Below are 25805 nucleotides of genomic sequence, written 5' to 3'. Positions count from 1 at the left end.
AGTGGCTGTCATCTGGCTGCAACCTCTCTGCGCGGATTTGGTAGCGGATTCACATTGCAGGCAAGCAGGCTGTCCCGAAGAGCTGGCGAGCCTGGCGATTTCGGATGAAACTGGCCAGGCTCTGGACGGATCAGGCGCGTTGTTCCAGTGGGGCAGAGAGCCTGGCCGGTGAGGACAGGCTGCTGTGCAGGGCTTCCCCGACCAGGCTGGCCCGATTGTAAAACCGGAGCCGCAGGTTGAAATCGAGGTGCGCGCGATCGCTGTCGCTCAGCCTGATGACCGGTGGTGGCGTAAGCGGGCGCTGCTGGAATAAGACGCAACGCACACATGCCGTGCTGTTGCCGGCGTGCACGCTTTGGTAATACCCGGCGCTGGCTTCCGCTTTACGTAGCAGCGTATTCACACGGCGATGCTCATCCATTGCTAACTGATGGGCCAGCGCCAGCAGTTCTTCACCCGGCTGACGTAAATTTTGTCGTACAGCAGGGAAGTCACTGCGCTTCATCAGCTCCAGCAGGTAGTTTTGTCTTCCGACATATTTTACCGGCGCCAGCTGTTTCAACCATTCCCGGATAAAGGGATTTTGGGCGGGAGCCGCAATAAAACCGGTTTCAATCACCGGCCTGAGCGGATTATCGGTGCACTGCTGACGATAATAACCGACCACATCCATCGGGCGGTCACTTTGCGCCTGATGGACCCAGGTGAGAGCGTCAAACAGCAGAGTATTACAATCGATGCTGATGCCGCCGTAGCGTAACAACAGCTCCAGCCGGATGATGTCGCTTTTCAGGTCCTGCGTGAGATCGGAAGAAACGAACTGCAGATCCGGCAGCCATTGTCCCAGACTCTGAGGCGTGAGCAGATGGATTTCATGATCCGGATTATTGCGGCGAATGTTACTGACGTTAAGCGCCACGGAGGCAGGCACGCGGTCGCCGGGCCAGTACATCCACACTTGTTTGGCAATGGCAGGCAGCGCCTTTGGCACGGACATCAGCACCACGTCCTGTTCCAGTGCCGGATCGTATTCGGGCGCACTCACGGCACGATGTTGTCTCATCGTCCATAGCATGCGACTGGTGAAAGCAAGTTTTTCCCATTGACGCCAGAGGTGATGCAAGGAACGGCGGTGTGAATTCATGTTTCACCTGTTATTTTGATTATTGTGTTTTCGCCAGTCGGCAAATAAAGGGTTAGCTGCTAACCCGTATATAAACTGAGATCAACACAGACATCACACTGTGCTGCACGGTTTTTATTGTCTTTTCCTGGTGGTACTACGGTGGCGGGCCGCGAGGGGTGACACGCACGGACGTGAGCGGCCGCGACCTCTTTATTTAATAGAACATAATTCAACAATCCGCTATTCCTGATAAGAACTTTAGGATAAAACGGAAATAAGCGTCAGCCTGACATAAAAATAAATATTTATTCACGCTAATGTTTTATTCCGCTATGGCAAAATCGACGGAGAACATCGTCCTTAATTTTTTTGTCATAAAACGGATAAACAGTGGACGGATAAGAAACAGAATGCTGAATCGAGATGAAAACAACCATTCAGCACAGTTAACCAATTTGCCGATGCGCACAGCCTGACAGTCATTGTCTACGCTTTAGCTATACAGATAAAAAGGAGATGACATGCCGTTTGAATCTCGAGGATTACTGGCGATTGACAGACAAACCAGACGTGCGCTGTTTCTTGATCCCGATACCTTTGCGGTGAGTCAGGCCGTGGAGGTTGTTCCCACGCGCCTGCACGAGCTGCTGATGCTGGCTCCGTGGGAGAAAGCTTTTCTTCCCCTGTACGGCGACGATATGGGCGGAGAATTGCCGCATCCGGGCCATAAAGTGGCGGTGATTGATTTACGGCAGCGGGCGATCAACGCGTATATCGACCTGTCGCCGTCAAAAGCGCCGCACAGTGGTCAGTTGGGGCGCGACGGCAAAGTGTACCTTTGTTGTGAAAATCCTACGGCGGTGGTGGTGATCGATCCGCAAACGCATCGTGTTGAAAAGACCATTCCTGTTCCGCTTGATAATACTCACCGCCTGACGCTTTCTCCCAGCGGGCGCAAACTGTTTACCGACAATGAGCAGGACGCCACCATAACCGTGGTGGACTTATGTGAGGCGGAAGGACGGGTAATTGATACCATCCTGATGCCCGGCCCGGTTTCGGGTCTTACTGCATCCCCCAAACATCCTTATCTCATCGCCAGCGCAGCCGATGTGCCGCTGCTTTACGTGGTCGATCGTCAAAGCCATCGCATCCGCCAACGGCTGGCGCTTCCCGGCCATCAGCAGCCCTGCCAGAAGGTTCGCTTTAGCCCGGATGGTGACTATTTGATGGCAATCGGGCATCAGGAGCCGATCGTGACGCTTTTTGATGAGTTGCTGAATCCTGTGGGGCAGGTAGCCCTGACTCGTCAGCCGCTGGATGGCTGTTTCAGCCCGGATAAGAAACGGTTACTGATTACCCATGCTGATAACCAGACACTGAGTGTCATTGACCTGGCGCAGAAGACGGTCATAGCGACCACTGATGTGGGCGCGGGCTATGAAACGCTGAGTTACTTTCAAATCGGCTAGATAAAAGGGCGATGGTAAATGGCCGAGCTCCAGTGTCGGCTGCTGGCGTGTTTCTCTGCCTGCCAGCCGCGTTTGCGCAGTTCGCGGGCAATCATTTTGTTCATAATGCCGTGGCCCAGCAGCAGAACGGTGCCCTGCTGCGACAGGACGATCAACCTGTCTGCGGCACGTGAGGCGCGGGCGCGCGCATGCTGTAGCGACTCGGTTTCACCCGCATAGCCACAAAACCACATGGCGCGCAGGATGGCCTGCCAGACAAAGGTCGGCAACTGGAGGCGGTCCGCCCGCAGTAAAGGAATGCCGACTTCACTGAACAGCGCATCAACGTGATGAGGGCGCAGTCCCAGGCGCTCCAGCGAAGAGTGGGCGCGAGGTAAAGGACTGCAGACGACAACCGCCGCTTTGCTGGCGATGTTGATGCTGCGATCCGGCGGCCCGTCGCTGACCAGCGAAAGATCATAGGCTTCGCACCAGTCCGCCAGCCCCTGTGCGCTTAAGCGTCGGGCAAAAGGGTGGTCAGGTTTACCGTGCCGCATCAGGATAATGGTCATAATGGTTTAACGGCTTTCTCCAGTTTACGCGCCAGTCAGGTATAGCTGAGGTTGGATTCTGTGGCAATCGTTGTGTCTGTTGTCATCTGCCAGTCATACCGATGTGCGACAACAGCAGGCGATGAAAGATTCTGACAGCCAGTTTGGCTTAATGTTAAAAGAAAAGTGAACCTGGTACCTGTTTATGCTGTTTTTCTGTGCGTCAGGTCGTGATTAACCAACTGATTTTGCGTTGAAAACGGTATATTAGCGAAACTTGATACTAAAGAAAATCTAACAAATTTTCCGAATAGCTATTGATTTATCTACGCGCGTAGATACACTAGCTTCCAGTGATTGCTCTCGGTGCTCGATGCACGGTAGGCCGATCGAGGAACAAGTTACATTCGCCAGATTTATACGACCGCTGAAATATACAGCGGCGAAGCTCGCGATACTGCGGATTCCAACACCAGGGAATCTTTAACTTTCCTTTCATCATGGTTAGCCAACTGAATATCGCCACCGGGGCGTTCTGCTTGTAGTCAGGGAACCGTCTCTCGGAATGGCATTTATCGAATTGCATATTTTCAAGGGACAGCGTTTATGACGGCACAGCATTCCGTTACGCAGCAGGCATCACAGCCTTCTACCTCCGCCGCAGATGAGCGGTTTAACACCTCAGCCGGCCGCAAAGACTTCTGGCGCGCGACGGTTTCTTGCTGGTTAGGAACGGCAATGGAGTATGCGGATTTCGCACTCTATGGCCTGGCCGCTGGCATTATCTTTGGTGACGTTTTCTTTCCTGAACAAACGCCGACTATGGCGCTGCTGGCCAGTTTTGCGACCTGGTCAGTTGGCTTTATTGCCCGCCCCATTGGTGCCTTATTTTTTGGCTGGCTCGGCGATCGTAAAGGCCGCAAAGTCGTCATGGTGACCACCATTATTCTGATGGGGGCGTCCACAACCTTGATCGGCTTGATTCCCAGCTATGCTTCCATTGGTATCTGGGCGCCTGCCTGTCTGGTTTTGCTACGCTTCAGTCAGGGGTTTGGCGCAGGCGCAGAACTCTCCGGCGGTACTGTTATGCTGGGGGAATATGCCCCGGTTAAGCGTCGTGGTCTGGTGTCTTCGGTGATTGCACTCGGCTCTAACAGCGGTACGCTGCTGGCTTCGCTGGTGTGGTTGCTGGTGGTGCAGATGGACAAACAAAGCCTGCTGGAATGGGGATGGCGTATTCCGTTCCTGAGCAGCGCCGTGATCGCCCTGGTGGCGCTGTGGATTCGCCGTAACCTGCGTGAAACTCCCGTGTTCGAGCGCAAGAAAGCGCAATGGGCTGTTGAGCGCGCTGAGGTTATCGCCGCACAGCAGCCAGGCGTGGATACACGGCCTTTCTTTCAGCGTACCCGCGCGTTCTGGACTATGGTCGGCTTGCGTATTGGCGAAAACGGCCCCTCTTATCTGGCGCAGGGTTTTATCGTCGGGTATGTCGCTAAGGTCTTGATGGTCGATAAATCCGTGCCCACGACGGCGGTGTTTATTGCCTCACTGCTCGGCTTCCTGATTATTCCGCTGGCCGGCTGGCTGTCAGATCGCTTTGGTCGCCGGATCGTTTATCGGGTATTTTGCCTGCTACTGATGATCTATGCCTGGCCTGCCTTTACGCTGCTGGACACCCGAGAGCCGGCGATTGTGATCCCGGTTATCGTGGTGGGCATGGCGCTGGCTTCACTGGGCATCTTTGGCGTACAGGCGGCCTGGGGCGTAGAGCTGTTCGGGGTGAATCACCGTTATACCAAGATGGCCGTCGCGAAAGAGCTGGGCTCAATTATTTCTGGCGGCACCGCACCCCTGGTGGCGGCAGCGATGCTTTCGTACACCGGGCACTGGTGGTCTATCGCGATCTATTTCTCAGTGATGGCTTCCATTGGTTTCCTGACCACCTTTGTGGCACCGGAAACGCGCGGGCGCGATCTGAATCTGCCAGAGGACGCCATCTGAAAAAAATGATGTTACACAGCAGGCGGCAATAGATGAGGAGGGCGAAGTGGCGAAACAGATAAAAACCACTGTGACGCGCAGCGACGTTGCAAAAGCCGCCGGGACATCGGTCGCGGTAGTGAGCTACGTCATTAATAACGGGCCGCGCCCTGTGGCGGACGCAACCCGACAGCGCGTGCTGGCCGCGATTGAACAGACCGGCTATCGTCCCAATGCCGCCGCCCGTGCCCTGGCGTCAGGCAACACCAAAACCTTTGGTCTGGTGGTGCCGAACATCAGTAACCCCTTTGTCGCGTCCATGGCGCATATGTTGCTGCAGGAGTCGCTGAATCACGGTCACGTGATGTTGCTTGGCGATGCAGGCGACGATCGCAAGCGGGAACTGGAGCTGATTCAGGGGCTGCTGAACCGCCAGGTTGACGGCCTGTTTTATAACAGCGTCGATCGCCATCCTTTCATCGATATCATCAAAGCCAGCGGGACACCGCTGGTAATGCTCGATCGGGTTGAAGCCCAGCCGGGCGTCAGCATGCTGCGGGTTGATGAGCGACAAGCGGCTTTTCAGGTGTGCTCACATTTACTGAGCCATGGTTATCAGCAGGTCGGCATGATTAGCGGACCGCTGGATATGCTTAATGCTCAGGATCGTATTCAGGGCTGGCGTGACGCGATGCAGGCACACGATCTGCCGGTTGATGAGTCACGGATTTTCCCTGCGACTTATACCCGTGAGGGCGGTTATCAGGCCGCGCTACGCATGATCCATCACCAACAGGTTCCCCGCGCGCTGTTTGCCAGCAATGAAGGCCAGGCTATTGGCTGTATCCGTGCTTTTAGTCAGCATGGCATTCGCGTGCCGGAGGACGTGGCGCTGGTCTGTTTTAACGGCACAGAACAGTCTGCCTACCATGTCCCGGCCTTAACGACGGTGCGCCAGCCGGTAAAAGATATGGCCCGCTGCGCTATCCATATGTTGAAAGAGTGGAATGGCGAGGCGCGCATCGAAGCGTTTCCGCACCATCTTGAAATTGGTGAATCTTGTGGCTGTCGGCCATCAGGCCAGAGTTTATAAACCAAATAATGAAAAGACTGATTATTGATTGTGATCCGGGGAATGGGATTGCCGGGGCGAATACGGATGACGGCCTGGCACTTTCTCTGGCATTAGCCTCACCAGGGCTGTCGTTAGAGTTAATCACCACCGTTGCAGGGAATACACCGAGCGAAGTGGGTGCTCGCGTCGCCAAAGATTTGGTCGCGCGGTTGGGATCGGCGATTCCTGTGGTGCAGGGTGCCCGTCAGGCATTGCATGAAGATCCTGCTCCCTGGCGTGAGGTGCTGGACAAACGGGTTGAACAGCTTGGCCTGATGTCATTATGGCAGGACGTACCTCAGCCTGCGGCGCTACAGGCGGATGCAATGGATGCCGCGCAGGCGATGGGGCAACTCATCTGTGATAACCCCGGCGAGTTTACCCTGATTGCGATTGGTCCCCTGACCAATGTGGCGTTGGCGATGCAGCGTTTTCCCGCCATGGCGGAATCCGTGGCAGAGATCGTGATTATGGGCGGTGTTTTTGCCCTGGAAGATTACATCAAAGACACTAATTTTGGCATCGATCCTGACGCTGCACATCAGGTATTGCACAGTGGTGCAGCCATTACTCTGGTGCCGATGGATGTCACCACGCAAACCCTGCTGACGCAGGACGATCTGACACGCATCACCCGTCGGGATCATCCGCTGCCGCGCTTTGTGCATGATACCTTGCAGCCCTGGATCGCATATTCGATGCAGACTCGCCACCTGGCCGGATGCTGGATTCATGATGCGCTGGTTGTCGCCTGGCTGCTTAACCAGCGCGTGGCATGGGGAACGGATTACCGCGTCGACATTGAGCTTCGTCCGGGCGCCACGCGCGGTAAAACCTGGCGCTACCGTCAGCCTCTGCGGCTGGACGTTGGGATTCCACCTGACAGCGGCGCGCGGGTGCACGTTCTGCACAGCGTTGACAATGCGCTCCTGCTGTTAATCATTGAGCACGCCTTTAACCAACTCCCCGGCTAACCCACAGGCGATACGTCGCCTGTCCTCTTTCTGTTCCTGTTCTCTCCCTCGTCAGACATGCTTTCTTACAGCCTGATCCACTGCCTGACAATTGCGCGGTACGCTCTCCCCATAAACATGATGTATACATTTGATTAACAATCACATCACTCTCCGACAGCGACCAGGAACGTTATGGACGATGCGCCAGAGTGTCTCAGAGAGGAGACTTCTATGCTTGACTGGACATCGACCCAGCGCAATGTGGCTTTCGCCTGTTTTGCCAGTTGGACGCTGGACGCTTTCGATTTTTTTATTCTGGTGTTTGTACTGAGTAATCTGGCTCAGTACTTCCATAATTCCGTCACCGATGTGTCTGTCGCCATTATGCTGACGCTGGCGGTACGCCCAATTGGCGCGCTGCTGTTTGGGCGGATGGCGGAGAAATATGGTCGCAAGCCCATTTTGATGCTGAATATTGTCTTTTTCTCCCTGTTCGAACTGCTGTCCGCCTGGTCACCCACCTTCGGCGCGTTTCTGGCGTTTCGCATTTTCTATGGTATTGCCATGGGGGGGATTTGGGGCGTGGCGTCATCGCTGGCGATGGAAACCATTCCCGACCGTTCTCGCGGCCTGATGTCGGGCCTTTTCCAGGCGGGTTATCCCTGTGGTTATCTGCTGGCGTCTGTCGTCTTTGGCTTATTCTTTAATGCGGTGGGCTGGCGCGGCATGTTTCTCATCGGTGCCATTCCCATTCTGCTGTTACCTTTTATCTATTTCAAAGTGCCTGAATCGCCCGTCTGGCTGGCGGCGCGTGAGCGCAAAGAGAGCAGTGCGTTGATGCCGATACTGCGTCAGCACTGGAAAATATGCATCTACATGGTGCTGTTGATGGCCTGTTTTAACTTCTTCAGCCACGGCACGCAGGACCTTTATCCGACCTTCCTGAAAGTACAGCACCAGTTTGATGCCCACACCGTGAGTATCATCGCGATCAGCTATAACATCGCAGCCATGCTGGGCGGCATCTTCTTTGGCACGCTGTCAGAACGCATTGGTCGCAAAAAAGCCATTATTATTGCGGCGTTGCTGACGCTGCCGGTGCTGCCGCTGTGGGCATTCTCCACTGGCTCCTGGACCATCGGGCTTGGCGCGTTTTTGATGCAGTTTATGGTACAGGGCGCATGGGGCGTGATACCGACTTACCTGAACGAACTGGTGCCGGGGAATGCAAGAGCGGTATTGCCCGGCTTTGTATATCAGTTGGGCAATCTTATTGCATCAGTCAACGCCACGCTGCAGTCGCGTATTGCTGAAGCCCACGGCGGCAATTATGGGCTTGGCATGGCGATTGTGGCGGGAACCGTGGCGGTGCTGATTTGCGTGTTTGTCGCCTTTGGTCGCGAAACGCGTGGAATAAAAATTTCCGGCGTTACGGCAAAGCAGCCGCATTAATGCGTTTCACAGACGTCCACCCATTTTGCCGCAGTGAGTTCAGCCATCAGTTGCGGCGAAATGCGTACGGCACTGTGAACCGCGCCTGCTGCGGGCAAGACTTCATCAAAGCTTTTTAACGAGATATCACAATAAACGGTCACCGGGTTTTCCAGGCCAAAGGGACAAACCCCGCCCACGGGATGCCCGGTCCAGTTAATCACTTCGTCCACACTTAACATCCGCGCTTTGGCACCCAGAACCGCTTTTAGTTTGCGGTTATCTAACCGCGCATCGCCACGGGTTACCACCAGAATCACCTCATTCTTCACCTTAAGTGACAGGGTTTTGGCAATTTGTCCCGGTGTTACACCGTGAACGCGAGCCGCCATTTCTACCGTTGCCGTACTGTAGGGCATCTCAATGATGTCGATTTCCGGCGCACGCTCGGCAAAAAACTGGCGTACAGACTCCAGGCTCATTTTTATCTCCATGCTAATTGAAGGCGTAAAAATTGCCACAAGCCTGCAAAGGTGTAAACGAGATAGCGAAATAATAGGTAACAGAATGCATAGCGGCGATGAAAGCCAGAAGAACGCAGGGGAAAAAACAGGGTGAGGGGAAAAGGCGGGTGCGTTTTTTTTCAGCGTATTATCGGGAGCGGACGCCGGATAACATCGCTATCCGGCGCGCGTTTTATATGACTTCAGTTGCCGTGGTGCTGGCGATGCCGGGAAGATCTTCCCAGGCCAGAATGGTATTTCGTCCCTGATTTTTCGCCACGTATAATGCACGGTCCGCATTCGCTACCGCCTGGTCAAATTCATTATCGTAAATGGGCGCAATACCGGCACTAATGGTGACGTGGGTAGAAACACGTTCATTAAACAAATGCGGTATTTCCAGGTTCACCACATATTGGCGGATGCGTTCAGCCAGCTTCATGGCGATGGAGGCGTTAACATTGGTCATTAATACTAAAAACTCCTCACCGCCGTAGCGTGTTACCACATCGCGTGAGCGTACGGCATCACGAATGGCAACGGAAACCCGAGCCAGCGCCTGGTCACCCATGGCATGACCATAATTATCGTTGTAAGCCTTAAAATGGTCGATATCCAGCAGCAAGACATAATGACTGCCGGCATGATTATCCAGAATGTTATCAAGGCGATTCTTTAGCCCGCGCCGGTTATATAAGCCGGTTAAAGGATCGAGCATACTGAGATCGCTAAACGACTCTTTTTCTTCATACAGTTGATACATTAAGCGCAGCGTAAAATCTTCCGAGCGGCGGCGCATCAAATGCTGCAGGGAAAAGCCAATCAACGGCAGGGCAATAGTCAATAAAATCAATGGCAAATGCTGTCCATGGTCCAGCAACAGCACGGTTAGCATTGACGGCGTAATGTGCAGGCAGAACGCCACTAAATAATCACTGAGTGCAATGGCGCTGATAAAGAAAACGCACAGCAAACTGACAATCAAAAAAAATCCATCATTAAATAAAACAGAATGATAGCGATCCTGAATATGCCATGCCCACAACCCTCCTAAGATGAGCGCAACGGGATTTAGCAGGGGTAATTTTAGTTTAGTTTTTATTAAACAGGTGCTCAGCATCGTCATGCTAAAGAACGCCACTATCATCACCGGTAACGTGGCCTGTGATTCACTGTTTTCCGCCAAAGGGAGCAGACAAAATAGCGAAACGGATGCGTTTAAAAACAAAAAGAGCATCAGCGACAGGCGGTATTTGCTGTGTTTCAATTCATCATAAGATTCTATTTTCATTATTCATACTCGTGACAGCCCTGAAATAACAAAGCAAAAACCGGCGCATGATTTCGGCCGGTCGACAGACGTTATATTGATGTTATAAAGAATGTAGTCGGTCGCAATTTAGCATTTTCTTGTTTAACTGTCATCTTCCTGCCTGCCTGTAAAAAAACAAGCTGAAAGTTGAGAATGATTATCATATGCTAATGGGAATGGTTATCATATCAACCACTGGCAGAACGGTTCACTGACGGGCAAGGGGGGAAGGCGATGGGCGGTTTAAAACTGGATAGTGCATGGGGAAGCATGCTGGCATGTGCAGCAATACCGGCAATAACATTCTGGCAGCCCAGCTTTGAGCAGTGGCGGGGCGTGATGCTGCTCGCATTGCTGCTGACATTGTTCATGCTGTTTAATCAGCGCATGCGGCACTATGTCTTGCTGCCTTCCTGTCTGGCGCTGGCAGGCGGACTCGCGGCGATAGGCGTAAAATTTACCGGTCTGTAGTTGGGATTTTAAAACGATGATGCAGGGGGGAGAAACAAGGTGGAAACAGCGGTGGAGAGGACAACGTTGGTGCGAAGAGAGGGACTTGAACCCTCACGTCCGTTAAGACACTAACACCTGAAGCTAGCACGTCTACCAATTCCGCCACCTTCGCATCGCGTTGTCTTTTCATATCACCGCAATGGTGCGAAGAGAGGGACTTGAACCCTCACGTCCGTTAAGACACTAACACCTGAAGCTAGCGCGTCTACCAATTCCGCCACCTTCGCGCAGTGCTCGCGATATGAAATTTGTGATTTTGGTGCGAAGAGAGGGACTTGAACCCTCACGTCCGTTAGGACACTAACACCTGAAGCTAGCGCGTCTACCAATTCCGCCACCTTCGCATACCCGCAACACGTTACCGTATTACAACCACGGAGGCGCATTTTAGAGATTTTACTCAATGCGTCAACACATATTTCGCCAGACGGAAACGATCGCTGCAAAAAGCAACGTTTTCAGCCTGGCGAGAGGCAAAAAGGGCGAAAAAGGCAGAAAAAAGGGATTAACGGGTTTTGGCACCGCGTCCGTAAACCGCACGATAAACTTTGAAGCGGCCGGTTTGCGCCAGCACTTCATGATTGCCAAAGGCTTCATCCAGCACCTGGGGATAAGGCAGGAAGGCGTTAGCGACAATGCGCAATTCACCTCCGCTGTTCAGGTGCTTAACGGCGCCACGGATCAGGGTTTGTGCGGCATCCAGGCTGGTCTGTGTGCCTTCATGGAACGGCGGGTTGGAGATAATCATGTCAAAACGCCCGGTGACGTCGGAAAAAACGTTACTGGCAAACACGTCACCTTCCAGACCATTGGCAGCCAGCGTGGCTTTACTCGCTTCGATGGCGGCGGCATGAACATCACACAACCACAAACGCACTTTGGGTGAACGGGCCGGTAATGAGGCGGCCAGCACGCCAGCACCGCAGCCGATATCCAACACTTTGCCTTTGGTATGCGGCGTGAATGTCGAAAGCAGTAAGGCGCTGCCGGCATCCAGGCCATCGCGACTGAAAACGCCGGGTAAGGTATGCACCGTCAGGCCATCCAACTGATAGCTGTTACCAAAGGCCATGGCATCAAAGGCAGGTTGCTTATCCAGGCGGCCATGGTAAAGACCACAGCGGCGTGCGCTGTCGATTTTCTCCAGGGTAGCCCACGTCTCCAGCATGCCTTCCGCACTGCGTACGCCGCTGCGGTTTTCACCGACAACAAAGATATCGCAGCCAACCGGCAGCAACGACAACAGGTTTTGTAACTGAAACTGCACTTCCGGTTTATTCTTGGTCCAGAAGTACACCAGCGTATCGCAGCCCTGAACATCTTCTGCCTGAGCGACCAGTCCATAACGCGCCTGTTCCCCCATGCGGCGGCTCAGGTTTTGCCAGTGATGATATTGCTGAGTGTGCACGCGTGAAGAGGCTGTCTCCAGCTGTGCGGGCAGGTCATCCTGCAGATCGCCAGCAAATAAAACGTGGCGGGCGGTAAATTCATCACTGTGGCGCAGAATGACTTCGCTGGCCGGGGTAAAAGCAGACATGTAGGGCTCCTGTAAGATCTGAGCGGAGATTATAGTGGTTTGTTGGCGCATGTTCGATGGGTTTGCTAGCATAGCGTCGCATTCAGCGAGCAGAGCAGGTATATCATGACGTCCAGGCGCGACTGGCTTTTACAGCAAATGGGGATTACGCAGTATCAACTGCGCCGCCCGCGCGTGCTCCAGGGCGAGATCGCCGTAAGGCTTTTACCCGATACGCAGCTGATTATCGTGGCGGAGAATCCACCAGGTTTGCAGGAGCCTTTCCTGCGCGATGTCCTGCACACGCTCAGTCTGAAACCGACTCAGGTGATGACCGTCACGCCCGACCAGCTGCAAATGCTACCAGAAACCCTGAGCTGTGCGGGCTGGTTACTGGGCGTGGAAAGCGAACAACCCTTTAATGGCGTGGCGTTATCCAGCGCTTCTTTTAATGAACTTCTCAGCAGCGGTGCCGCCCGGCGCGCGCTCTGGCAACAAATGTGTGATCATGACAGCCATTTCTTTCCTCACGCCTGACGCTATTCCCGACGCTTTTGCTATCGAATGCCGTAGCCACGCCTTTCCCTGGCGCGAAGAGACCTTTGCCAGTAACCAGGGCGAACGTTTCCTGAACCTACGGTTAGATGTCGATAACCAGATGGCCGCCTTCGCCATCACCCAGGTGGTGCTGGACGAAGCCTCGCTGTTTAATATTGCGGTCGACCCAGCGTATCAACGGCGTGGCTTCGGTCGGGCGCTGCTGGAGCATGTAATCGAGCAACTGATTGCACGCGATGTGATGACGTTGTGGCTGGAAGTCCGTGCCTCAAACGCCCCTGCGATTGCGCTGTATGAACAGCTGGATTTCAATCAGGTCAGCCGCCGTCCCAACTATTATCCCACCGCCGGTGGCCGTGAAGATGCACTGATCATGGCGCTGACGCTGTAGTCGTTTCTGAGGAGTTTTGATGTTAGATCACTGGGATTGCATTCTGTTTGATGCGGATGACACACTGTTCCACTTTGACGCTTATGCTGGCTTACAACGGCTGTTTGCCGGGTACGATGTGCCGTTTACCGACCAGGATTACCTCGATTACCAGGCGGTAAATAAGCCGTTATGGGTCGATTATCAGAATGGTCAGTTATCGGCGCAGGAGCTGCAAACCCGCCGCTTTGTGAGCTGGGGGCAAAAGCTCAGCGTGGCGCCTGACATCCTGAATAACGGTTTTCTGTCGGCGATGGCTGAAATCTGTATGCCGCTTGAGGGCGCAGTCAGCCTGATGAAGCTGCTACACGGCCGGGTCAACATGGGCATCATCACCAATGGCTTTACCGCGCTTCAGCAGCGTCGCCTGGAACGCACCGGTTTTCTCGACTACTTTTCCGCTTTGGTGGTTTCAGAAGAGGTGGGCGTGCCTAAGCCCGATGCCAGAATCTTTGATTATGCGCTCACGCAGATGGGAAATCCCCAGCGCAATCGGGTATTGATGGTCGGCGATACGCCAGAATCCGATATCCTGGGCGGTATGAATGCGGGACTGAAAACCTGTTGGATCGATCACGGTACGCGCCCACTGCCGGAACCGATTAAACCTGACTGGCGGGTAAACTCATTAACAGAGCTGGAAGCCCTGTTAAAAGCCTGAATGTCACCCGTCACACCCAGCGAATGTCGTCTGCGAAAGGCCCGTAATACGGGCCTTTCGTTTATATTCACGCGCTGCAGGAATCGGTTCACGGCGCAGGGCGTGATGCCCGCCGGGCGTTGACACAGTCGGCTGTGCGACGCGCGCTATCAGGCAGATGGCTTAGCCGCGTCGTCCTTTTTCTCGTCCTCTTCATCATCCTCTTTCACGGGCGTACTGGCCGTGAGCAGGAACGGGGACTGCTGCCAGCGCGTGCGGCGATCGCGCAGCAAGGTACGGCTCAGGATAATGCCAATCGCCAGCGCCAGTAGCATCATCAGGCGCAGAATATTGGTGGTGTTATCCACCTGGCGGGATTCAGTGACCAACACGTGGGTATCCAGGGTGATACGCAGAAAGCCCGTCGGGCCGCTGCCGCCGCTCAGGGGTTGAACGATCTGATGATTGAAGTAGCTTCCCGCCCGTTTGCCATCCAGCGCCAGCCGATCGCGCACATTGATGTTTTCACCGCTGTGCGCCACCAGGCTGCCGTCACCGGCATAGACTGAGGCATCAAGAATACGGCTATTCGCGGTCATCTGATTAAGAATGGCCTCAATCTGACCACGATTATCTTCGCTGTTATCCATGAGCGGTTTCAGGCTGAATGCCACCTGGCGGGTAAGCGTTTGTGCCAGCTCCTCGGCCTGTTCAGAACGGGCCATTTGATGCCCAAGGCTAAACCAGGATGCGCCTTGCATAAGCACCACCAACAGCGCCAGCGAAATCAAAACGATCACCGTGCGATGTAGGCGAAATTTCAGTGCGGTTTTAGCCATTAATTATCCGAGTCACGTCACAACAGAAAGCCTGGATATTATGTTGCCAGAAGCAGCGCAGACAAGGTAGCCTCTTGCGTGGTTTTGTTGTTCCTACAGGAGCCCTGATGTCAAATCATCTTACCTGGTGCGATCTGCCTGCTGATGTCTCTCTCTGGCCGGGGTTGCCCCTTTCATTAAGCGGTGACGAAGTCATGCCGCTGGACTACCGCGCGGGTCGTACCGGCTGGTTACTCTATGGCCGTGGTCTGGATAAACAGCGTCTGACCGACTACCAGCACCGGCTGGGAGCGGCGATGGTTATCGTCAGCGCCTGGAACGTGGACGACTACCAGGTGATTCGCCTGGCGGGTTCCCTGACGCCGTTTGCCAGCAAACTGGCACACGAACTGACGCTGGATGTCGCCCCGCTGGGGAAAATCCCGCATCTGAAAACGCCTGGCCTGCTGGTCATGGACATGGATTCCACCGCGATTCAAATCGAATGTATCGACGAGATTGCCAGGCTGGCCGGCTGCGGCGAGCAGGTGGCTGAAGTCACCGAACGGGCGATGCGCGGCGAGCTGGATTTTACCGCCAGCCTGCGTCAGCGCGTGGCGGCGCTTAAAGATGCCGATGCCAATATTCTGAAGCAGGTGCGCGATGCACTGCCGTTAATGCCAGGCTTAACCACGCTGACTAAAAAATTGCAGGCGCTGGGCTGGCAGGTGGCGATTGCCTCCGGCGGGTTTACCTATTTTGCGGAGTTCCTGCGCGATAAGCTGCACCTGTCGGCTGTTGCGGCTAACGAACTGGAAATCCGTGACGGCAAACTCACCGGTGAAGTGCTGGGCCAGATCGTGGACGCGCAGTACAAAGCCGAGACGTTAAAAAAGCTGGCAAAGCGGTTCGACATTGCGCCAGAACAAACCGTCGCCGTGGGTGACGGGGCGAATGATTTGCCGATGATTAAAGCCTCTGCGCTGGGCATTGCTTACCATGCCAAACCAAAGGTCAATGAGCAAACGGCCGTCACGATTCGTCATGCCGATTTGATGGGGGTGTTTTGCATCCTGACCGGCAGCCTGATTCACGAAGAGCGTTAACTGAGGAGTTGATTTGGCCAAAGCGGCAAAACGCGCATTTGTTTGTAACGAGTGCGGCGCAGATTATCCGCGTTGGCAGGGGCAATGTAGCGCCTGTCACGCCTGGAACACCATCACCGAGGTGCGGATTGCCGCCTCGCCAGCGGCTGCGCGTAATGAGCGGCTCAGCGGCTATGCGGGCCATGCCGGAACCAGCCGGGTGCAAAAGCTGTCGGAAATCAGTCTGGAAGCCTTGCCCCGTTTCTCAACCAGCTTCAAAGAATTTGACCGCGTACTGGGCGGCGGCGTGGTGCCGGGCAGCGCTATTCTGATTGGCGGTAACCCCGGAGCCGGTAAATCCACCCTGTTGCTGCAGGTCATGTGCCGCTTAGCGCAGAGTATGAAAACCCTGTACGTCACCGGTGAAGAGTCATTACAGCAGGTGGCGATGCGCGCCCATCGTCTGGGGTTGCCCACTGACAATCTGAATATGCTGTCGGAAACCAGCATTGAGCAGATCTGCCTGATCGCTGAGCAGGAAGAGCCGCAAATCATGGTCATCGACTCCATCCAGGTGATGCACATGGCGGATATCCAGTCTTCACCCGGCAGTGTGGCACAGGTACGCGAAACCGCTGCTTATCTGACGCGTTTTGCGAAAACCCGCGGCGTGGCGATTATCATGGTGGGCCATGTGACCAAAGATGGTTCGCTGGCCGGGCCGAAGGTGCTTGAGCACTGTATCGACTGTTCGGTACTGCTGGATGGCGATGCCGATTCCCGTTTTCGTACCCTGCGCAGCCACAAGAACCGCTTTGGCGCGGTGAATGAACTGGGTGTTTTTGCCATGACAGAGCAGGGCATGCGTGAGGTGAGTAATCCCTCCGCCATTTTCCTGTCGCGCGGCGAAGAAGTCACCTCTGGCAGTTCGGTCATGGTGTTGTGGGAAGGCACGCGTCCTTTGCTGGTCGAGATTCAGGCGCTGGTGGATCATTCGATGATGGGCAATCCACGCCGGGTTGCCGTCGGGCTTGAGCAGAACCGCCTGGCGATTCTGCTGGCGGTATTGCACCGCCATGGCGGATTGCAAATGGCGGATCAGGATGTGTTCGTTAACGTGGTCGGCGGCGTGAAAGTCACGGAAACCAGTGCCGACCTGGCGCTGATGCTGTCGATGGTCTCCAGCCTGCGCGATCGTCCATTGCCCCAGGATTTGGTTATTTTTGGCGAAGTCGGACTGGCGGGGGAGATTCGCCCGGTGCCCAGCGGTCAGGAACGTATTTCAGAAGCGGCCAAACATGGCTTCAAGCGGGCGATCGTCCCTGCGGGTAACGCACCGAAAAAGCCGATTGAAGGAATGCGCGTCTATAGCGCGAAAAAGCTGGCGGATGCCTTGGCTATTCTTGATGATCTCTAAGCTTTTCCGTATGCCCTTTTGTCGTTATACAAAAGGGCAGGTGAGGGACAAACGTCCTCACGTCTTTGATCATTTCTTGCAGGAGGCACCACATGTCGGCGTTTGATTATTTAAAAACGGCCATTCGCCAGCAGGGCCACACGCTACAACAGGTGGCCGATGCCAGTGGCATGACCAAAGGATATTTAAGCCAACTGCTTAACGCGAAAATTAAAAGCCCCAGCGCCCAAAAGCTGGAAGCCTTGCACCGCTTTCTCGGCCTGGAATTTCCCCGCCGGGATAAAAAAATCGGCGTGATATTTGGTAAGTTTTATCCGCTGCACACTGGCCATATTTATCTGATTCAGCGCGCCTGTAGCCAGGTGGATGAGCTGCATATCATCATGGGCTATGACGAACCGCGCGATCGTGACCTGTTTGAAAACAGCGCCATGTCGCAACAGCCCACGGTCAGCGATCGCCTGCGTTGGTTACTGCAAACCTTCAAATATCAGAAAAACATTCGTATCCATGCTTTCGATGAAGAGGGGATTGAACCCTATCCGCATGGCTGGGATGTGTGGAGCGCGGGGGTGAAAACCTTCCTGGATGAGCAGGGGATTGCGGCTGACTGTATCTATACCAGTGAAGCGCCGGACGCCGAGATGTATCAGCAACATCTGGGCATTCAGACGGTGCTGATCGATCCGAACCGATCCTTTATGAATATCAGCGGCACGCAGATTCGTCAGGACCCCTTCCGTTTTTGGGATTACATCCCCACTGAAGTGAAACCGTTTTTTGTGCGTACCGTGGCCATTCTGGGCGGCGAGTCGAGCGGCAAATCCATGCTGGTGAACAAGCTCGCGAACATCTTCAACACCTCCAGCGCATGGGAATATGGGCGGGATTACGTCTTTTCTCACCTGGGCGGCGATGAGATGGCGCTGCAATATTCTGACTACGATAAAATCGCGCTCGGTCATGCGCAGTACATTGATTTTGCGGTGAAATATGCCAATAAAGTGGCGTTTATCGATACCGATTTCGTCACCACGCAGGCCTTTTGTAAAAAGTATGAAGGGCGCGAGCATCCGTTTGTTCAGGCGATGATTGATGAATACCGTTTCGACCTGGTGATTCTGCTGGAGAATAACGTGCCCTGGGTGGCCGATGGCTTGCGCAGCCTGGGCAGCTCTGTGGATCGCCGTGAGTTCCAGACCATGTTGATATCCATGCTGCGTGAAAACAACATCGACTTCGTCCATGTGCAGGAAGAAGATTATGACACGCGCTTCCTGCGCTGTATTGAGCTGGTGAAAGGTATGCTGGGCGAGCAAAGCGCGCTCTGAGACAATCTGTTTACCGACATAAAGGGCCGGAGGATAGCCGTATCTCTGACCCTTTCTCCTTGTTTTATCTTTATAATAATGGCGATTTTTCCGGCCTGTTGCTGGGAAATAAGGCCTTTCACATCGTCGTGCGCAACCGAATATCGTCCGTAACAAAGTCAAACAAAAAAATTTTTTTTGAATTCTGCGGCAACATTATTACGTATTTAAATACTGATGTTATTTCATTTCTTCTGTGTGTTTATGTTAAATGTAAGTTCAATATTTTTAACTGGTTTATATTAAGGGAATATTCATAAGATATAAATAATGATATACCCGGATGTAACGACATGAAAAAGATAAGTATTGGTAGTGATGCGGTATTTTATCCTGGGAAAAGGGAAATAATCAGTCATAATCAGACGTTGAAGTTGCATTCTTCTGCCTCTTATTGTTTTGAATTACTGATCGCACGTCAGGGTGAAATTGTCGATCATGAGTCCTTTTACCAGTATGCCTGGCGTAGATTTGGCATGGAGGTCAGTGCGAATGCCTTATATCAAAGTATTTCTTTGGTCAGAAAAGCGCTACTGGCATCTGGTATTCGGCAGGATGTGATCAGAACCATTCCGCGCCGCGGCTTTATGCTGTCAAATGCCATTCTGATTGAAGAATCGACAAGCGTGCCTGTAGCGGCTATTCCGGATAATACGCCATTATCAGCAGAGGGACTGGAAACCGTATCTACAGAAGACGCTGGCACGCCAGATTTAAGCCAGGCCAGTGGGCAGGACGTTCCCCAACATATTCCTGAGCCTGCTCTTCAGGTCGATGAGAATATGTCAGAAAAGCCGGTTACCGATGCGCTGCATAATGCATCCGGGGCAGCTTATAATACCGGCTATCCAGAGTCTGCCGCGTTAGCCGTCGGAGAGTTGCCTGCTCAACAGGCCATCTACACACGCAACCTGCTTATGGTTGTGCTGACGGTTATGACGATTGTGATGTGTGGTATGGCCATTGTGACCTTTTCCCTTTACCGGAAGGAGATGGATTTCGTAAAGCGGTTTGATATGAATGGATGCGAAATATACGGTAATGAAAAAGCAGATAACAGTTTAGTGGCCCGCATCGCTATTGATATTCATTCGGGATGCACGGAAAGAAGGAAGATTTATATCACCGCCTTTACCAACGGTGAACGAATCTCCGTATTGCAATGTAAAAACGCAATTTCACTATTCGGTTCGCCTGACTGTGTGTCGTATTATTATATAAGGAGAAAGTGGTGAAGTTGACGTTTTGGATGGCTGTGCTGACGATGGCCGTAGCCGGTGTTGTGATGCTTTTTTTTCGCCAGGATTATATTCATTGCATTGCAAACATCAATTACATAAGAAGCGGTGAAAGATTTTCACTGATCGTTTCTCACGATATGCGCAACGGGCACGGCGTTTTATCCTTAGCGGGACGATTGACCGGCGATAATCAAAAAGTCATCAGCCTGAGTAAAATTATCCGGTTTAATTATCATCGTGATGGCGATCTTTATCTCGCGCAGTCGACATTGATTGAGCCATCCCCGGATAATCAAATGAGTATTGAGCAACAAGAAAAATGGCTTCCGGCGTTTTTTATCACCGTGGGGGCGACATTCCCTTTCGTCATTAAACGGACGGGCATCGATACATGGGTATTTTATTCTGGTCCTGTTCCGCTCTTCATTTGTGAAAAATAAAACGACCAAAAAATAGCCGATAAGCCGTGCAGAGCATAAACGTTGGACCTGTAGTTATCTTATGAAATGTATCTTTTCTGTAACGCAGGGATAACTTTATGCTTTTGATTTTAATAAAATTATATCTTCTTAAGGTCTTGTTCACATAAGGTCAGAACACTTCACATACAGCTTCGCTATTTCGCCCCTTATGATTCACCTGCCAATGAGCATGTTATCAACCTAAATAATAAGAGGGAATCAATGAAAGCCAGGTCTTTATCACGCTGTATGTATATTGCTTTGTGCGGTGTAAGTTTACTTTCTTTTAACACCTTTGCCGCATCGCAAAATACGATTCGCTTTCAGGGTGAAGTCAACGCGCAAACCTGTAACGTTAATATAAACGATGCAACCGGTAGCCCGATTATTCTGCTGCCTACGGTATCGACAGCCTCGTTGAACGCGGCGAAATCCACCGCCGGTAAAACACCCTTTACGATCAATTTAACGGGCTGTGTTGCGCCGGCGGCGGGTACAACCCAGGCAATTAATATCAATCTGGCGGGAAATAATATTTCCTCCACGGGGGATTTATTAAATACCGGCACAGCGACGAACGTCGCACTGCGTTTGCTGGATAGTAGTGACAAAACGATCAATCTGTCAGGTGGCACGGCGACCGTAAACGGCATGTCGCTGGCCAGTGGTAGCACCAGTGCATCACAAAATTTTTCAGTCGAATATTACAGCGACTCTGGAAGCGCTGGAGCGGGTACGGTTTTGAGTAGCGTTCAATATTCTGTTAGCTATCCATAACTATCAGGCCCCCTTTAGCCGAGGGGGCAGGAGAAACCTGTGTTCAAGTCTCTTGTTATTCTGTTTCTGGCTTTATCCGCTCCCCTTTGTCAGGCAAGCGTCGTGCTGAATGGCACCCGGATAATTATTGATGGTGCGAAAAATGAAAAAACCATTCAGTTTACCAATGCGGGCGATCAGCCTGCGCTTATTCAAATTCAGGCGATTAATCCTGACGCGGCGTCCACACTGCCCTTTGTGGCGCTGCCGCAAATTTTCCGCATAGCGCCAGCCGCCGGTCAAACGGTGAAAGTCAAAGTCACCGAGAATAATTTACCGCAGGACAGAGAGTCGCTGTTCTACATGGACTATACAGAAATCCCCTCTGTGAAAAAGGGCGATGAAGATAAAAATAAACTCTATCTGATTATCAAGAACAGGGTAAAAGTCATCGTTCGTCCCAGGCAACTCGATTTCTCTGTGGATAACGTCAGGCAGGCGCTTTCTTATCGTATTCAGGGGCGAGATATTCTCTTCAAAAATGCCTCTCCTTTTTACGCCAATATTCGCTCGTTTTCACTGATTAAGGGAAATAAGACGATTGCCTGGGACGATGCCGTAACGCTCGCGCCGTTTAGTGAAAGCAAGGTCACGCTGCACAGTTCGTCATCCCTGGTGGGATACACCCTTACCGCCCTCCTGATCAACGATTTTGGTGCTGACGAAAAAATAAACCTGAACGAAAAATAGCTGAAATGAATAAAGCCTCCTTATTCTTATTGTTCGCGTTCAGTCTGATCCCTGCCAGGGAAAGTCAGGCAACTGATGCGCAGGATGACTATACGTTTGATCCTTCATTAGTGCGCGAAATGATGCCGGGACAGGTTGCGATGCCGGATGATGCGCAGGATGCCTGGTTTCAGCCGGGTCGTTATGATGTGGAACTTTACCTCAATGGTAAGTTTCAACAATCCACAACCTTGCAGATCGTGCGGGCAGGCGGACCGCTCTCCGTGTGTCTTCCGTCGCCGTTTTATCACGCGTTTGGTGTCAAAGCGCATTATTTGTCTGCCCTGAAGGCGACAGGCTGCGTCCGGCCAGACGCGCTTTTACCCGGCGCCGCCGTTAACGTCAATACCGCCAGCTTACGCGTCGACGTATCCATCCCCCAGGCGATGCTGGTTCAGCGGCCTGTGGGCTATATCGCGCCGGAAAACCTGACGGCTGGCTCGACCATGGCGTTCGTGAATTACAACCTTAACCAGTTCTATTCAGATTACAAAAATGCGCAGCGTTTTGAATCCACCTATCTGGGCATCAACAGTGGTATGAACGTGGGAATGTGGCGTTTTCGTCAGCAGGGAAACCTGACCCATGATGAATGGGGTAATCGCTGGCAAAGTGCCAGAGCCTGGGTGCAGCGGGCGTTGCCTTCGTTGCAAAGTGAGGTTGGGCTGGGGGAGCTTTTTAGTCAGGGCGACTTGTTTAATGCCGTCAGTTTCAACGGCGTGAGTCTGGACTCGGACGACCGTATGCTGCCCGATTCTGTTCGGGGGTACGCCCCGGTCGTGCGTGGCGTAGCAAACAGCAATGCACGCGTGACCGTCTGGCAGGGCAAACAGCGGATCTACCAAACCACCGTGCCGCCGGGGCCGTTTATCATCAACGATCTCAGCCCGGTCAGCTATGGCGGCGATCTCAAGGTTGAGGTTCAGGAGTCTGACGGCAGCCTCCATCAGTTTAGCGTGCCCTATGCGGTGTTACCGCAGTCGCTGCGTCCAGGCCGAACCGACTACAACTTTGCGGCCGGTAAAGTCAGGGATTATAGCCAATACAATACCTTTACAGAGTTAACCGTTAAGCATGGCCTGACAAACGCCATTACCCTTAACGGTGGCGCGCGTCTGGGTGAGCACTATCATGCGGTGCTGGCCGGTGGCGTTTGGGCGTCCGATTTCGGTGCCGTTGGCTTCAACAGCGCCTACTCTGAAGCCGACCTGAACGGCGGCGAGACGACCGAGGGATGGCGCTACGAACTCAGCTACAGTCGTACCTTCCAGCCTACCCAGACCACGCTGACGTTTGCCGGCTATCAGTATTCCACCCAGGGCTATCGGGATCTCAATGATGTTATTGCATTAAATAATGCAGAAACGCCGGGCCGCAACAATATCAGTAGCGAATATATGCAGCGTAATCGCCTGCAGATGACGGTTAACCAGACGCTGGGTGAGTGGGGAAATATCTATATTTCCGGCTCGAAGCAAAATTACTACGACGGTCGTTCACGCAATACGCAGTTTCAGATTGGCTATGGCACCGTGCTGCCAAAAAATATCGCGCTGAATATTTCCCTGTCCCGCCAGTATTCGCGCAGAGCTTACTCAAACGATCCGCGTATGGCCGTGATGTCGCAACATTCAGACGACACTTTTTATAAAGATACCCAGTTTCAGGTCAGCATCTCGGTTCCGTTAGGTTCAGAAGCCACGTCGCCTTATTTAGCGCTGGGGGGAACCCGTGGAAGCCAAAATGGCAGTAACTATAACGCCTCACTCAGCGGAATAAGCGGCGAGAGTGGCACCAGCTACAGCCTGAATATCAATCGTGATCAGCAACAGCGCGATACAACGTTAAGTGGCAGTCTGGGCAAAAAACTCTCAGAAGCCAGTCTGACCGGTACGGCATCCACATCCTCACGGTTTAAGCAGATGTCCGTCAATGCGATGGGCGCGGCGGTGATCCACAGCGGTGGTGTAACGCTGGGCAATTATCTGGGTGACACCTTTGCCCTGGTCGAAGCGAAAGGGGCCAGGAATGCTCGCATTTTGAATAGCCAGGGCACCGAAATCGATCGCTTTGGTTATGCCCTGGTGCCATCGCTCAACCCTTATCACTACAACAGTATTTCGTTGGGGGCCAGCGGCAGCGATAGCCATGTCGAGATTCAGGACAGTGAAAAAATCGTCGCGCCTTATGCCGGTGCGATGGTGAAGGTGACGTTCAGGACCTTACGCGGTTATCCGGTCATGTTAAAGACCCGCACCAATCGCGAGACGACGGTGCCGGTGGGGGCGGATCTGCTCGACGATGCAGGCAACCGGGTGGGGACGTTTGGTCAGGGCGGCAATGCCTGGTTACGCGTCGCGAAAACCCAGGGACAGCTGAAAGCCGTATGGGGAGAGGACGCGAAAGCATCCTGTTTGATTAACTACCACATCCCAAAACCTAAACCCGATGCGGTGATTACCTACGCGGATGCTGTATGTCGTTTTTAAAATGTAAGGTGTTAACGATGAAGTACGTTTTAGCTGTGATGGCATGCTTTCTTTTGGCGGCATGGCTACCCGCTCATGCCACCTGCACGCGGGTGAATCCGGTCGATCAGGGATGTGATGCCTGCGGAGCGTCCCTGAATTTCGGCAATATCGGCTTGATGAATCTACGTTATCAGCCCGCAGGCACCGTGCTGGCCCGCTCGGTATTTCGTGTGGTACCGGCCATCAACAATGCCAATCCGGATCGCGTGTTATATCAATGCGATCTGGCAGATAAAGACCAGCTGTTTGAAGTCTTCGCCACCAATGGCGACAGTAACGTTGGCGGAGCCTGGGACATGGGCGGCGGTTATTTTCAGACTTATTTTCCCTTCACCGCGTTAAAGCTGATTCATGTGCGAAGCGGTAAGCCTTTTACCCGTATCTGGCAAAAAGTGCCGCTGACGCAGTATGACATTCAGGGGAATAAAATCCTGATCCGCGGGCGGGATTTCAGTCCCATCAGCGCCGAATTGATCCGTACCTCTGAAAACAATCGCACGCCGGGTTATTCGTCGTGGGGATGCCCGGCGGCGGCGGCGGACAATTATACCGGCTCGTACAACTGCAATCAGCCGAACGGCTATGTGGTGTTTATGGGGCCGGGGATGGATGTGCCCGAAGCGGGCCAGGACAGCTGGAATCATTTTGAAACCTGGGGGTCCGGACGCTATATGGCTTTCGGTATGAATACCGCGCCGGTGGCCACCCTGACGCAAAACCTCACCCAGGGCTGCCGGGTTGAAAATTACACCGCGAACGTGATTTTCCCCAGTATCAGTATTAATGCCCTCAATGAAGGGCAAACCGCGACGGCCCCGCTCAGCATTACGCTGGCCTGCGCGGCGGGGACAGATAAGATTTCCGGGATAAACTCAGGCCAACTGTCACTGGGATTTCAACCCAGCTACGCCGCGTGGTTGCAGGCACAGCAGTTAGGTCTGACGTCTGGAAGTGGGATTTCCAGCTACCTGGTGTCCGATCACTATGACAGTTTGCCTTCACTGGCGAAAGGCGTGGGGATTCAGCTGAAAACCTCCGGGGGAAGTGCGGTATCGTTTCTGAGCTGGAGCAGTTTTAGCAGCAATGTAGGATGGCGGCCGGTGCTGGAGGACGCGCAGGTTATTAGCAGCGGTCAGCCGAGTGACGAAACGCTGTATCAGCGTAATTTCACAGCCAGTCTTGCAAAGCTTCCTGGACAAACGGTCACGGCGGGCAGTGTTGATGCGACGGCCTCGATCCTCATTCGGCTGCAATAA

General features: G+C 53.2%; 24 protein-coding genes and 3 tRNA genes. 18 read left to right on the top strand and 9 right to left on the bottom strand.

All coding sequences use genetic code 11. From position 1 onward, the window contains the following. Positions 1 to 130: 130 nt before the first annotated feature. Complete coding sequence (locus QNH99_RS18645; RefSeq protein ID WP_410517037.1) at positions 131 to 1144, bottom strand: glycosyltransferase family 32 protein; 1014 nt, start codon at positions 1142 to 1144, stop codon at positions 131 to 133. A gap of 503 nt (positions 1145 to 1647) precedes the next feature. Between QNH99_RS18645 and QNH99_RS18640 the strand changes: the two genes are divergently transcribed. Next, on the top strand, positions 1648 to 2598 hold the full coding sequence (locus QNH99_RS18640) for a WD40 repeat domain-containing protein (protein ID WP_283378392.1): 951 nt from the start codon (positions 1648 to 1650) through the stop codon (positions 2596 to 2598). Here the strand turns inward: QNH99_RS18640 and QNH99_RS18635 are convergent. Further along, the gene (locus QNH99_RS18635; RefSeq protein ID WP_096011369.1) at positions 2595 to 3149 is read right to left on the bottom strand and encodes a histidine phosphatase family protein; all 555 of its coding nucleotides are present in this window, start codon (positions 3147 to 3149) and stop codon (positions 2595 to 2597) included. The two genes, QNH99_RS18640 and QNH99_RS18635, sit on opposite strands and share 4 nt — an antisense overlap. A 585-nt stretch (positions 3150 to 3734) precedes the next feature. On the opposite strand from QNH99_RS18635, the gene QNH99_RS18630 reads away from it, so the two are divergent. From QNH99_RS18630 to QNH99_RS18615, 4 genes are all read left to right on the top strand, one after another. Next, positions 3735 to 5129, top strand: coding sequence for an MFS transporter (locus tag QNH99_RS18630; protein WP_063878299.1), 1395 nt, complete (start codon positions 3735 to 3737; stop codon positions 5127 to 5129). Positions 5130 to 5175: 46 nt separating this feature from the next. Continuing rightward, the gene (locus tag QNH99_RS18625) at positions 5176 to 6201 is read left to right on the top strand and encodes a LacI family DNA-binding transcriptional regulator (protein WP_410517036.1); all 1026 of its coding nucleotides are present in this window, start codon (positions 5176 to 5178) and stop codon (positions 6199 to 6201) included. Between the two features lie 8 nt (positions 6202 to 6209). After that, entirely contained in the window at positions 6210 to 7196 is a 987-nt protein-coding gene (locus QNH99_RS18620; RefSeq protein WP_410517035.1) for a nucleoside hydrolase, read from the top strand. A 213-nt stretch (positions 7197 to 7409) separates the two neighbouring features. Next, on the top strand, positions 7410 to 8630 hold the full coding sequence (locus QNH99_RS18615) for an MFS transporter (protein WP_063878302.1): 1221 nt from the start codon (positions 7410 to 7412) through the stop codon (positions 8628 to 8630). Here QNH99_RS18615 and QNH99_RS18610 read toward each other — a convergent pair. Together QNH99_RS18610 and QNH99_RS18605 are read right to left on the bottom strand one after the other, a co-directional pair. Further along, on the bottom strand, positions 8627 to 9091 hold the full coding sequence (locus QNH99_RS18610) for a YbaK/EbsC family protein (protein WP_063878303.1): 465 nt from the start codon (positions 9089 to 9091) through the stop codon (positions 8627 to 8629). The two genes, QNH99_RS18615 and QNH99_RS18610, sit on opposite strands and share 4 nt — an antisense overlap. A gap of 214 nt (positions 9092 to 9305) precedes the next feature. Then, positions 9306 to 10403, bottom strand: a complete 1098-nt coding sequence (locus QNH99_RS18605) for a GGDEF domain-containing protein (protein WP_109716598.1) — start codon at positions 10401 to 10403, stop codon at positions 9306 to 9308. Between the two features lie 255 nt (positions 10404 to 10658). Here QNH99_RS18605 and QNH99_RS18600 point away from each other — a divergent pair, with 255 nt between their 5' ends. Next, positions 10659 to 10895 (top strand): DUF1435 family protein, encoded by a 237-nt coding sequence (locus QNH99_RS18600; RefSeq protein WP_063878305.1) that lies wholly within the window; start codon positions 10659 to 10661, stop codon positions 10893 to 10895. Positions 10896 to 10962: 67 nt separating this feature from the next. On the opposite strand, the gene QNH99_RS18595 is transcribed toward QNH99_RS18600, so the two are convergent. From QNH99_RS18595 to rsmC, 4 genes are all read right to left on the bottom strand, one after another. Continuing rightward, positions 10963 to 11049: transfer RNA gene (locus QNH99_RS18595), tRNA-Leu, on the bottom strand. Positions 11050 to 11077: 28 nt separating this feature from the next. Next, positions 11078 to 11164: transfer RNA gene (locus QNH99_RS18590), tRNA-Leu, on the bottom strand. Between the two features lie 30 nt (positions 11165 to 11194). After that, positions 11195 to 11281 (bottom strand) — tRNA-Leu (locus QNH99_RS18585). A gap of 161 nt (positions 11282 to 11442) precedes the next feature. Continuing rightward, the gene (gene rsmC, locus QNH99_RS18580; RefSeq protein ID WP_410517034.1) at positions 11443 to 12474 is read right to left on the bottom strand and encodes a 16S rRNA (guanine(1207)-N(2))-methyltransferase RsmC; all 1032 of its coding nucleotides are present in this window, start codon (positions 12472 to 12474) and stop codon (positions 11443 to 11445) included. 105 nt (positions 12475 to 12579) lie between these two features. Here rsmC and QNH99_RS18575 point away from each other — a divergent pair, with 105 nt between their 5' ends. Genes QNH99_RS18575 through yjjG form a run of 3 tightly spaced genes read left to right on the top strand, consistent with a single transcriptional unit; the run spans position 12580 to position 14102 of the window. Then, positions 12580 to 12990: a DNA polymerase III subunit psi gene (locus QNH99_RS18575; RefSeq protein WP_063878307.1), complete on the top strand. Its 411-nt coding sequence runs from the start codon at positions 12580 to 12582 to the stop codon at positions 12988 to 12990. Next, positions 12962 to 13402 carry a ribosomal protein S18-alanine N-acetyltransferase gene (gene rimI / locus QNH99_RS18570; protein ID WP_063878308.1) on the top strand — a complete coding sequence of 147 codons (441 nt, stop codon included), beginning with the start codon at positions 12962 to 12964 and terminating at the stop codon, positions 13400 to 13402. Before QNH99_RS18575 ends, rimI begins: the two co-directional genes overlap by 29 nt. Positions 13403 to 13421: 19 nt before the next feature. After that, a complete protein-coding gene (gene yjjG / locus QNH99_RS18565; RefSeq protein WP_256853090.1) occupies positions 13422 to 14102 on the top strand; it encodes a pyrimidine 5'-nucleotidase in 681 nt (226 codons plus the stop codon). Positions 14103 to 14251: 149 nt separating this feature from the next. On the opposite strand, the gene QNH99_RS18560 is transcribed toward yjjG, so the two are convergent. Continuing rightward, positions 14252 to 14920, bottom strand: coding sequence for a YtjB family periplasmic protein (locus tag QNH99_RS18560; protein ID WP_063878310.1), 669 nt, complete (start codon positions 14918 to 14920; stop codon positions 14252 to 14254). 107 nt (positions 14921 to 15027) lie between these two features. Between QNH99_RS18560 and serB the strand changes: the two genes are divergently transcribed. The 9 genes from serB to QNH99_RS18515 all read left to right on the top strand — a co-directional run bounded on the left by serB (position 15028) and on the right by QNH99_RS18515 (position 25805). Then, the gene (gene serB, locus QNH99_RS18555; protein WP_063878311.1) at positions 15028 to 16005 is read left to right on the top strand and encodes a phosphoserine phosphatase; all 978 of its coding nucleotides are present in this window, start codon (positions 15028 to 15030) and stop codon (positions 16003 to 16005) included. 13 nt (positions 16006 to 16018) lie between these two features. Further along, the gene (radA, locus tag QNH99_RS18550) at positions 16019 to 17401 is read left to right on the top strand and encodes a DNA repair protein RadA (RefSeq protein WP_063878312.1); all 1383 of its coding nucleotides are present in this window, start codon (positions 16019 to 16021) and stop codon (positions 17399 to 17401) included. A gap of 92 nt (positions 17402 to 17493) precedes the next feature. After that, positions 17494 to 18732 (top strand): multifunctional transcriptional regulator/nicotinamide-nucleotide adenylyltransferase/ribosylnicotinamide kinase NadR, encoded by a 1239-nt coding sequence (gene nadR / locus QNH99_RS18545; RefSeq protein ID WP_063878313.1) that lies wholly within the window; start codon positions 17494 to 17496, stop codon positions 18730 to 18732. Positions 18733 to 19064: 332 nt separating this feature from the next. Continuing rightward, complete coding sequence (locus QNH99_RS18540; protein ID WP_145393571.1) at positions 19065 to 20006, top strand: winged helix-turn-helix domain-containing protein; 942 nt, start codon at positions 19065 to 19067, stop codon at positions 20004 to 20006. Beyond that, on the top strand, positions 20003 to 20452 hold the full coding sequence (locus QNH99_RS18535; protein ID WP_109716592.1) for a hypothetical protein: 450 nt from the start codon (positions 20003 to 20005) through the stop codon (positions 20450 to 20452). Before QNH99_RS18540 ends, QNH99_RS18535 begins: the two co-directional genes overlap by 4 nt. Positions 20453 to 20695: 243 nt before the next feature. Then, positions 20696 to 21250, top strand: a complete 555-nt coding sequence (locus QNH99_RS18530) for a fimbrial protein (protein ID WP_109716591.1) — start codon at positions 20696 to 20698, stop codon at positions 21248 to 21250. A gap of 39 nt (positions 21251 to 21289) precedes the next feature. Then, positions 21290 to 21979 (top strand): fimbrial biogenesis chaperone, encoded by a 690-nt coding sequence (locus QNH99_RS18525; RefSeq protein ID WP_109716590.1) that lies wholly within the window; start codon positions 21290 to 21292, stop codon positions 21977 to 21979. A 5-nt stretch (positions 21980 to 21984) separates the two neighbouring features. Next, complete coding sequence (locus tag QNH99_RS18520; protein ID WP_109716589.1) at positions 21985 to 24507, top strand: fimbria/pilus outer membrane usher protein; 2523 nt, start codon at positions 21985 to 21987, stop codon at positions 24505 to 24507. Between the two features lie 17 nt (positions 24508 to 24524). Then, complete coding sequence (locus QNH99_RS18515) at positions 24525 to 25805, top strand: fimbrial protein (RefSeq protein WP_109716588.1); 1281 nt, start codon at positions 24525 to 24527, stop codon at positions 25803 to 25805.

The organism is Pantoea allii (assembly GCF_046529425.1).
Lineage (GTDB): Bacteria > Pseudomonadota > Gammaproteobacteria > Enterobacterales > Enterobacteriaceae > Pantoea > Pantoea allii.
The sequence above is the reverse complement of the archived record's forward strand: the minus strand, read 5'-3'. Positions and strand labels throughout refer to the sequence as shown.

Bases quoted from the DNA above. Each gene is read 5' to 3' on its own strand.
- yjjG (WP_256853090.1), top strand. From the start codon at position 13,422: ATGTTAGATCACTGGGATTGCATTCTGTTTGATGCGGATGACACACTG.
- QNH99_RS18635 (WP_096011369.1), bottom strand. From the start codon at position 3,149: ATGACCATTATCCTGATGCGGCACGGTAAACCTGACCACCCTTTTGCC.
- QNH99_RS18615 (WP_063878302.1), top strand. From the start codon at position 7,410: ATGCTTGACTGGACATCGACCCAGCGCAATGTGGCTTTCGCCTGTTTT.
- QNH99_RS18530 (WP_109716591.1), top strand. From the start codon at position 20,696: ATGAAAGCCAGGTCTTTATCACGCTGTATGTATATTGCTTTGTGCGGT.
- QNH99_RS18520 (WP_109716589.1), top strand. From the start codon at position 21,985: ATGAATAAAGCCTCCTTATTCTTATTGTTCGCGTTCAGTCTGATCCCT.
- QNH99_RS18600 (WP_063878305.1), top strand. From the start codon at position 10,659: ATGGGCGGTTTAAAACTGGATAGTGCATGGGGAAGCATGCTGGCATGT.
- QNH99_RS18575 (WP_063878307.1), top strand. From the start codon at position 12,580: ATGACGTCCAGGCGCGACTGGCTTTTACAGCAAATGGGGATTACGCAG.
- QNH99_RS18540 (WP_145393571.1), top strand. From the start codon at position 19,065: ATGAAAAAGATAAGTATTGGTAGTGATGCGGTATTTTATCCTGGGAAA.
- QNH99_RS18640 (WP_283378392.1), top strand. From the start codon at position 1,648: ATGCCGTTTGAATCTCGAGGATTACTGGCGATTGACAGACAAACCAGA.
- rsmC (WP_410517034.1), bottom strand. From the start codon at position 12,474: ATGTCTGCTTTTACCCCGGCCAGCGAAGTCATTCTGCGCCACAGTGAT.
- QNH99_RS18610 (WP_063878303.1), bottom strand. From the start codon at position 9,091: ATGAGCCTGGAGTCTGTACGCCAGTTTTTTGCCGAGCGTGCGCCGGAA.
- QNH99_RS18560 (WP_063878310.1), bottom strand. From the start codon at position 14,920: ATGGCTAAAACCGCACTGAAATTTCGCCTACATCGCACGGTGATCGTT.
- QNH99_RS18620 (WP_410517035.1), top strand. From the start codon at position 6,210: ATGAAAAGACTGATTATTGATTGTGATCCGGGGAATGGGATTGCCGGG.
- nadR (WP_063878313.1), top strand. From the start codon at position 17,494: ATGTCGGCGTTTGATTATTTAAAAACGGCCATTCGCCAGCAGGGCCAC.
- QNH99_RS18515 (WP_109716588.1), top strand. From the start codon at position 24,525: ATGAAGTACGTTTTAGCTGTGATGGCATGCTTTCTTTTGGCGGCATGG.
- serB (WP_063878311.1), top strand. From the start codon at position 15,028: ATGTCAAATCATCTTACCTGGTGCGATCTGCCTGCTGATGTCTCTCTC.
- QNH99_RS18605 (WP_109716598.1), bottom strand. From the start codon at position 10,403: ATGAAAATAGAATCTTATGATGAATTGAAACACAGCAAATACCGCCTG.
- rimI (WP_063878308.1), top strand. From the start codon at position 12,962: ATGACAGCCATTTCTTTCCTCACGCCTGACGCTATTCCCGACGCTTTT.
- QNH99_RS18630 (WP_063878299.1), top strand. From the start codon at position 3,735: ATGACGGCACAGCATTCCGTTACGCAGCAGGCATCACAGCCTTCTACC.
- QNH99_RS18645 (WP_410517037.1), bottom strand. From the start codon at position 1,144: ATGAATTCACACCGCCGTTCCTTGCATCACCTCTGGCGTCAATGGGAA.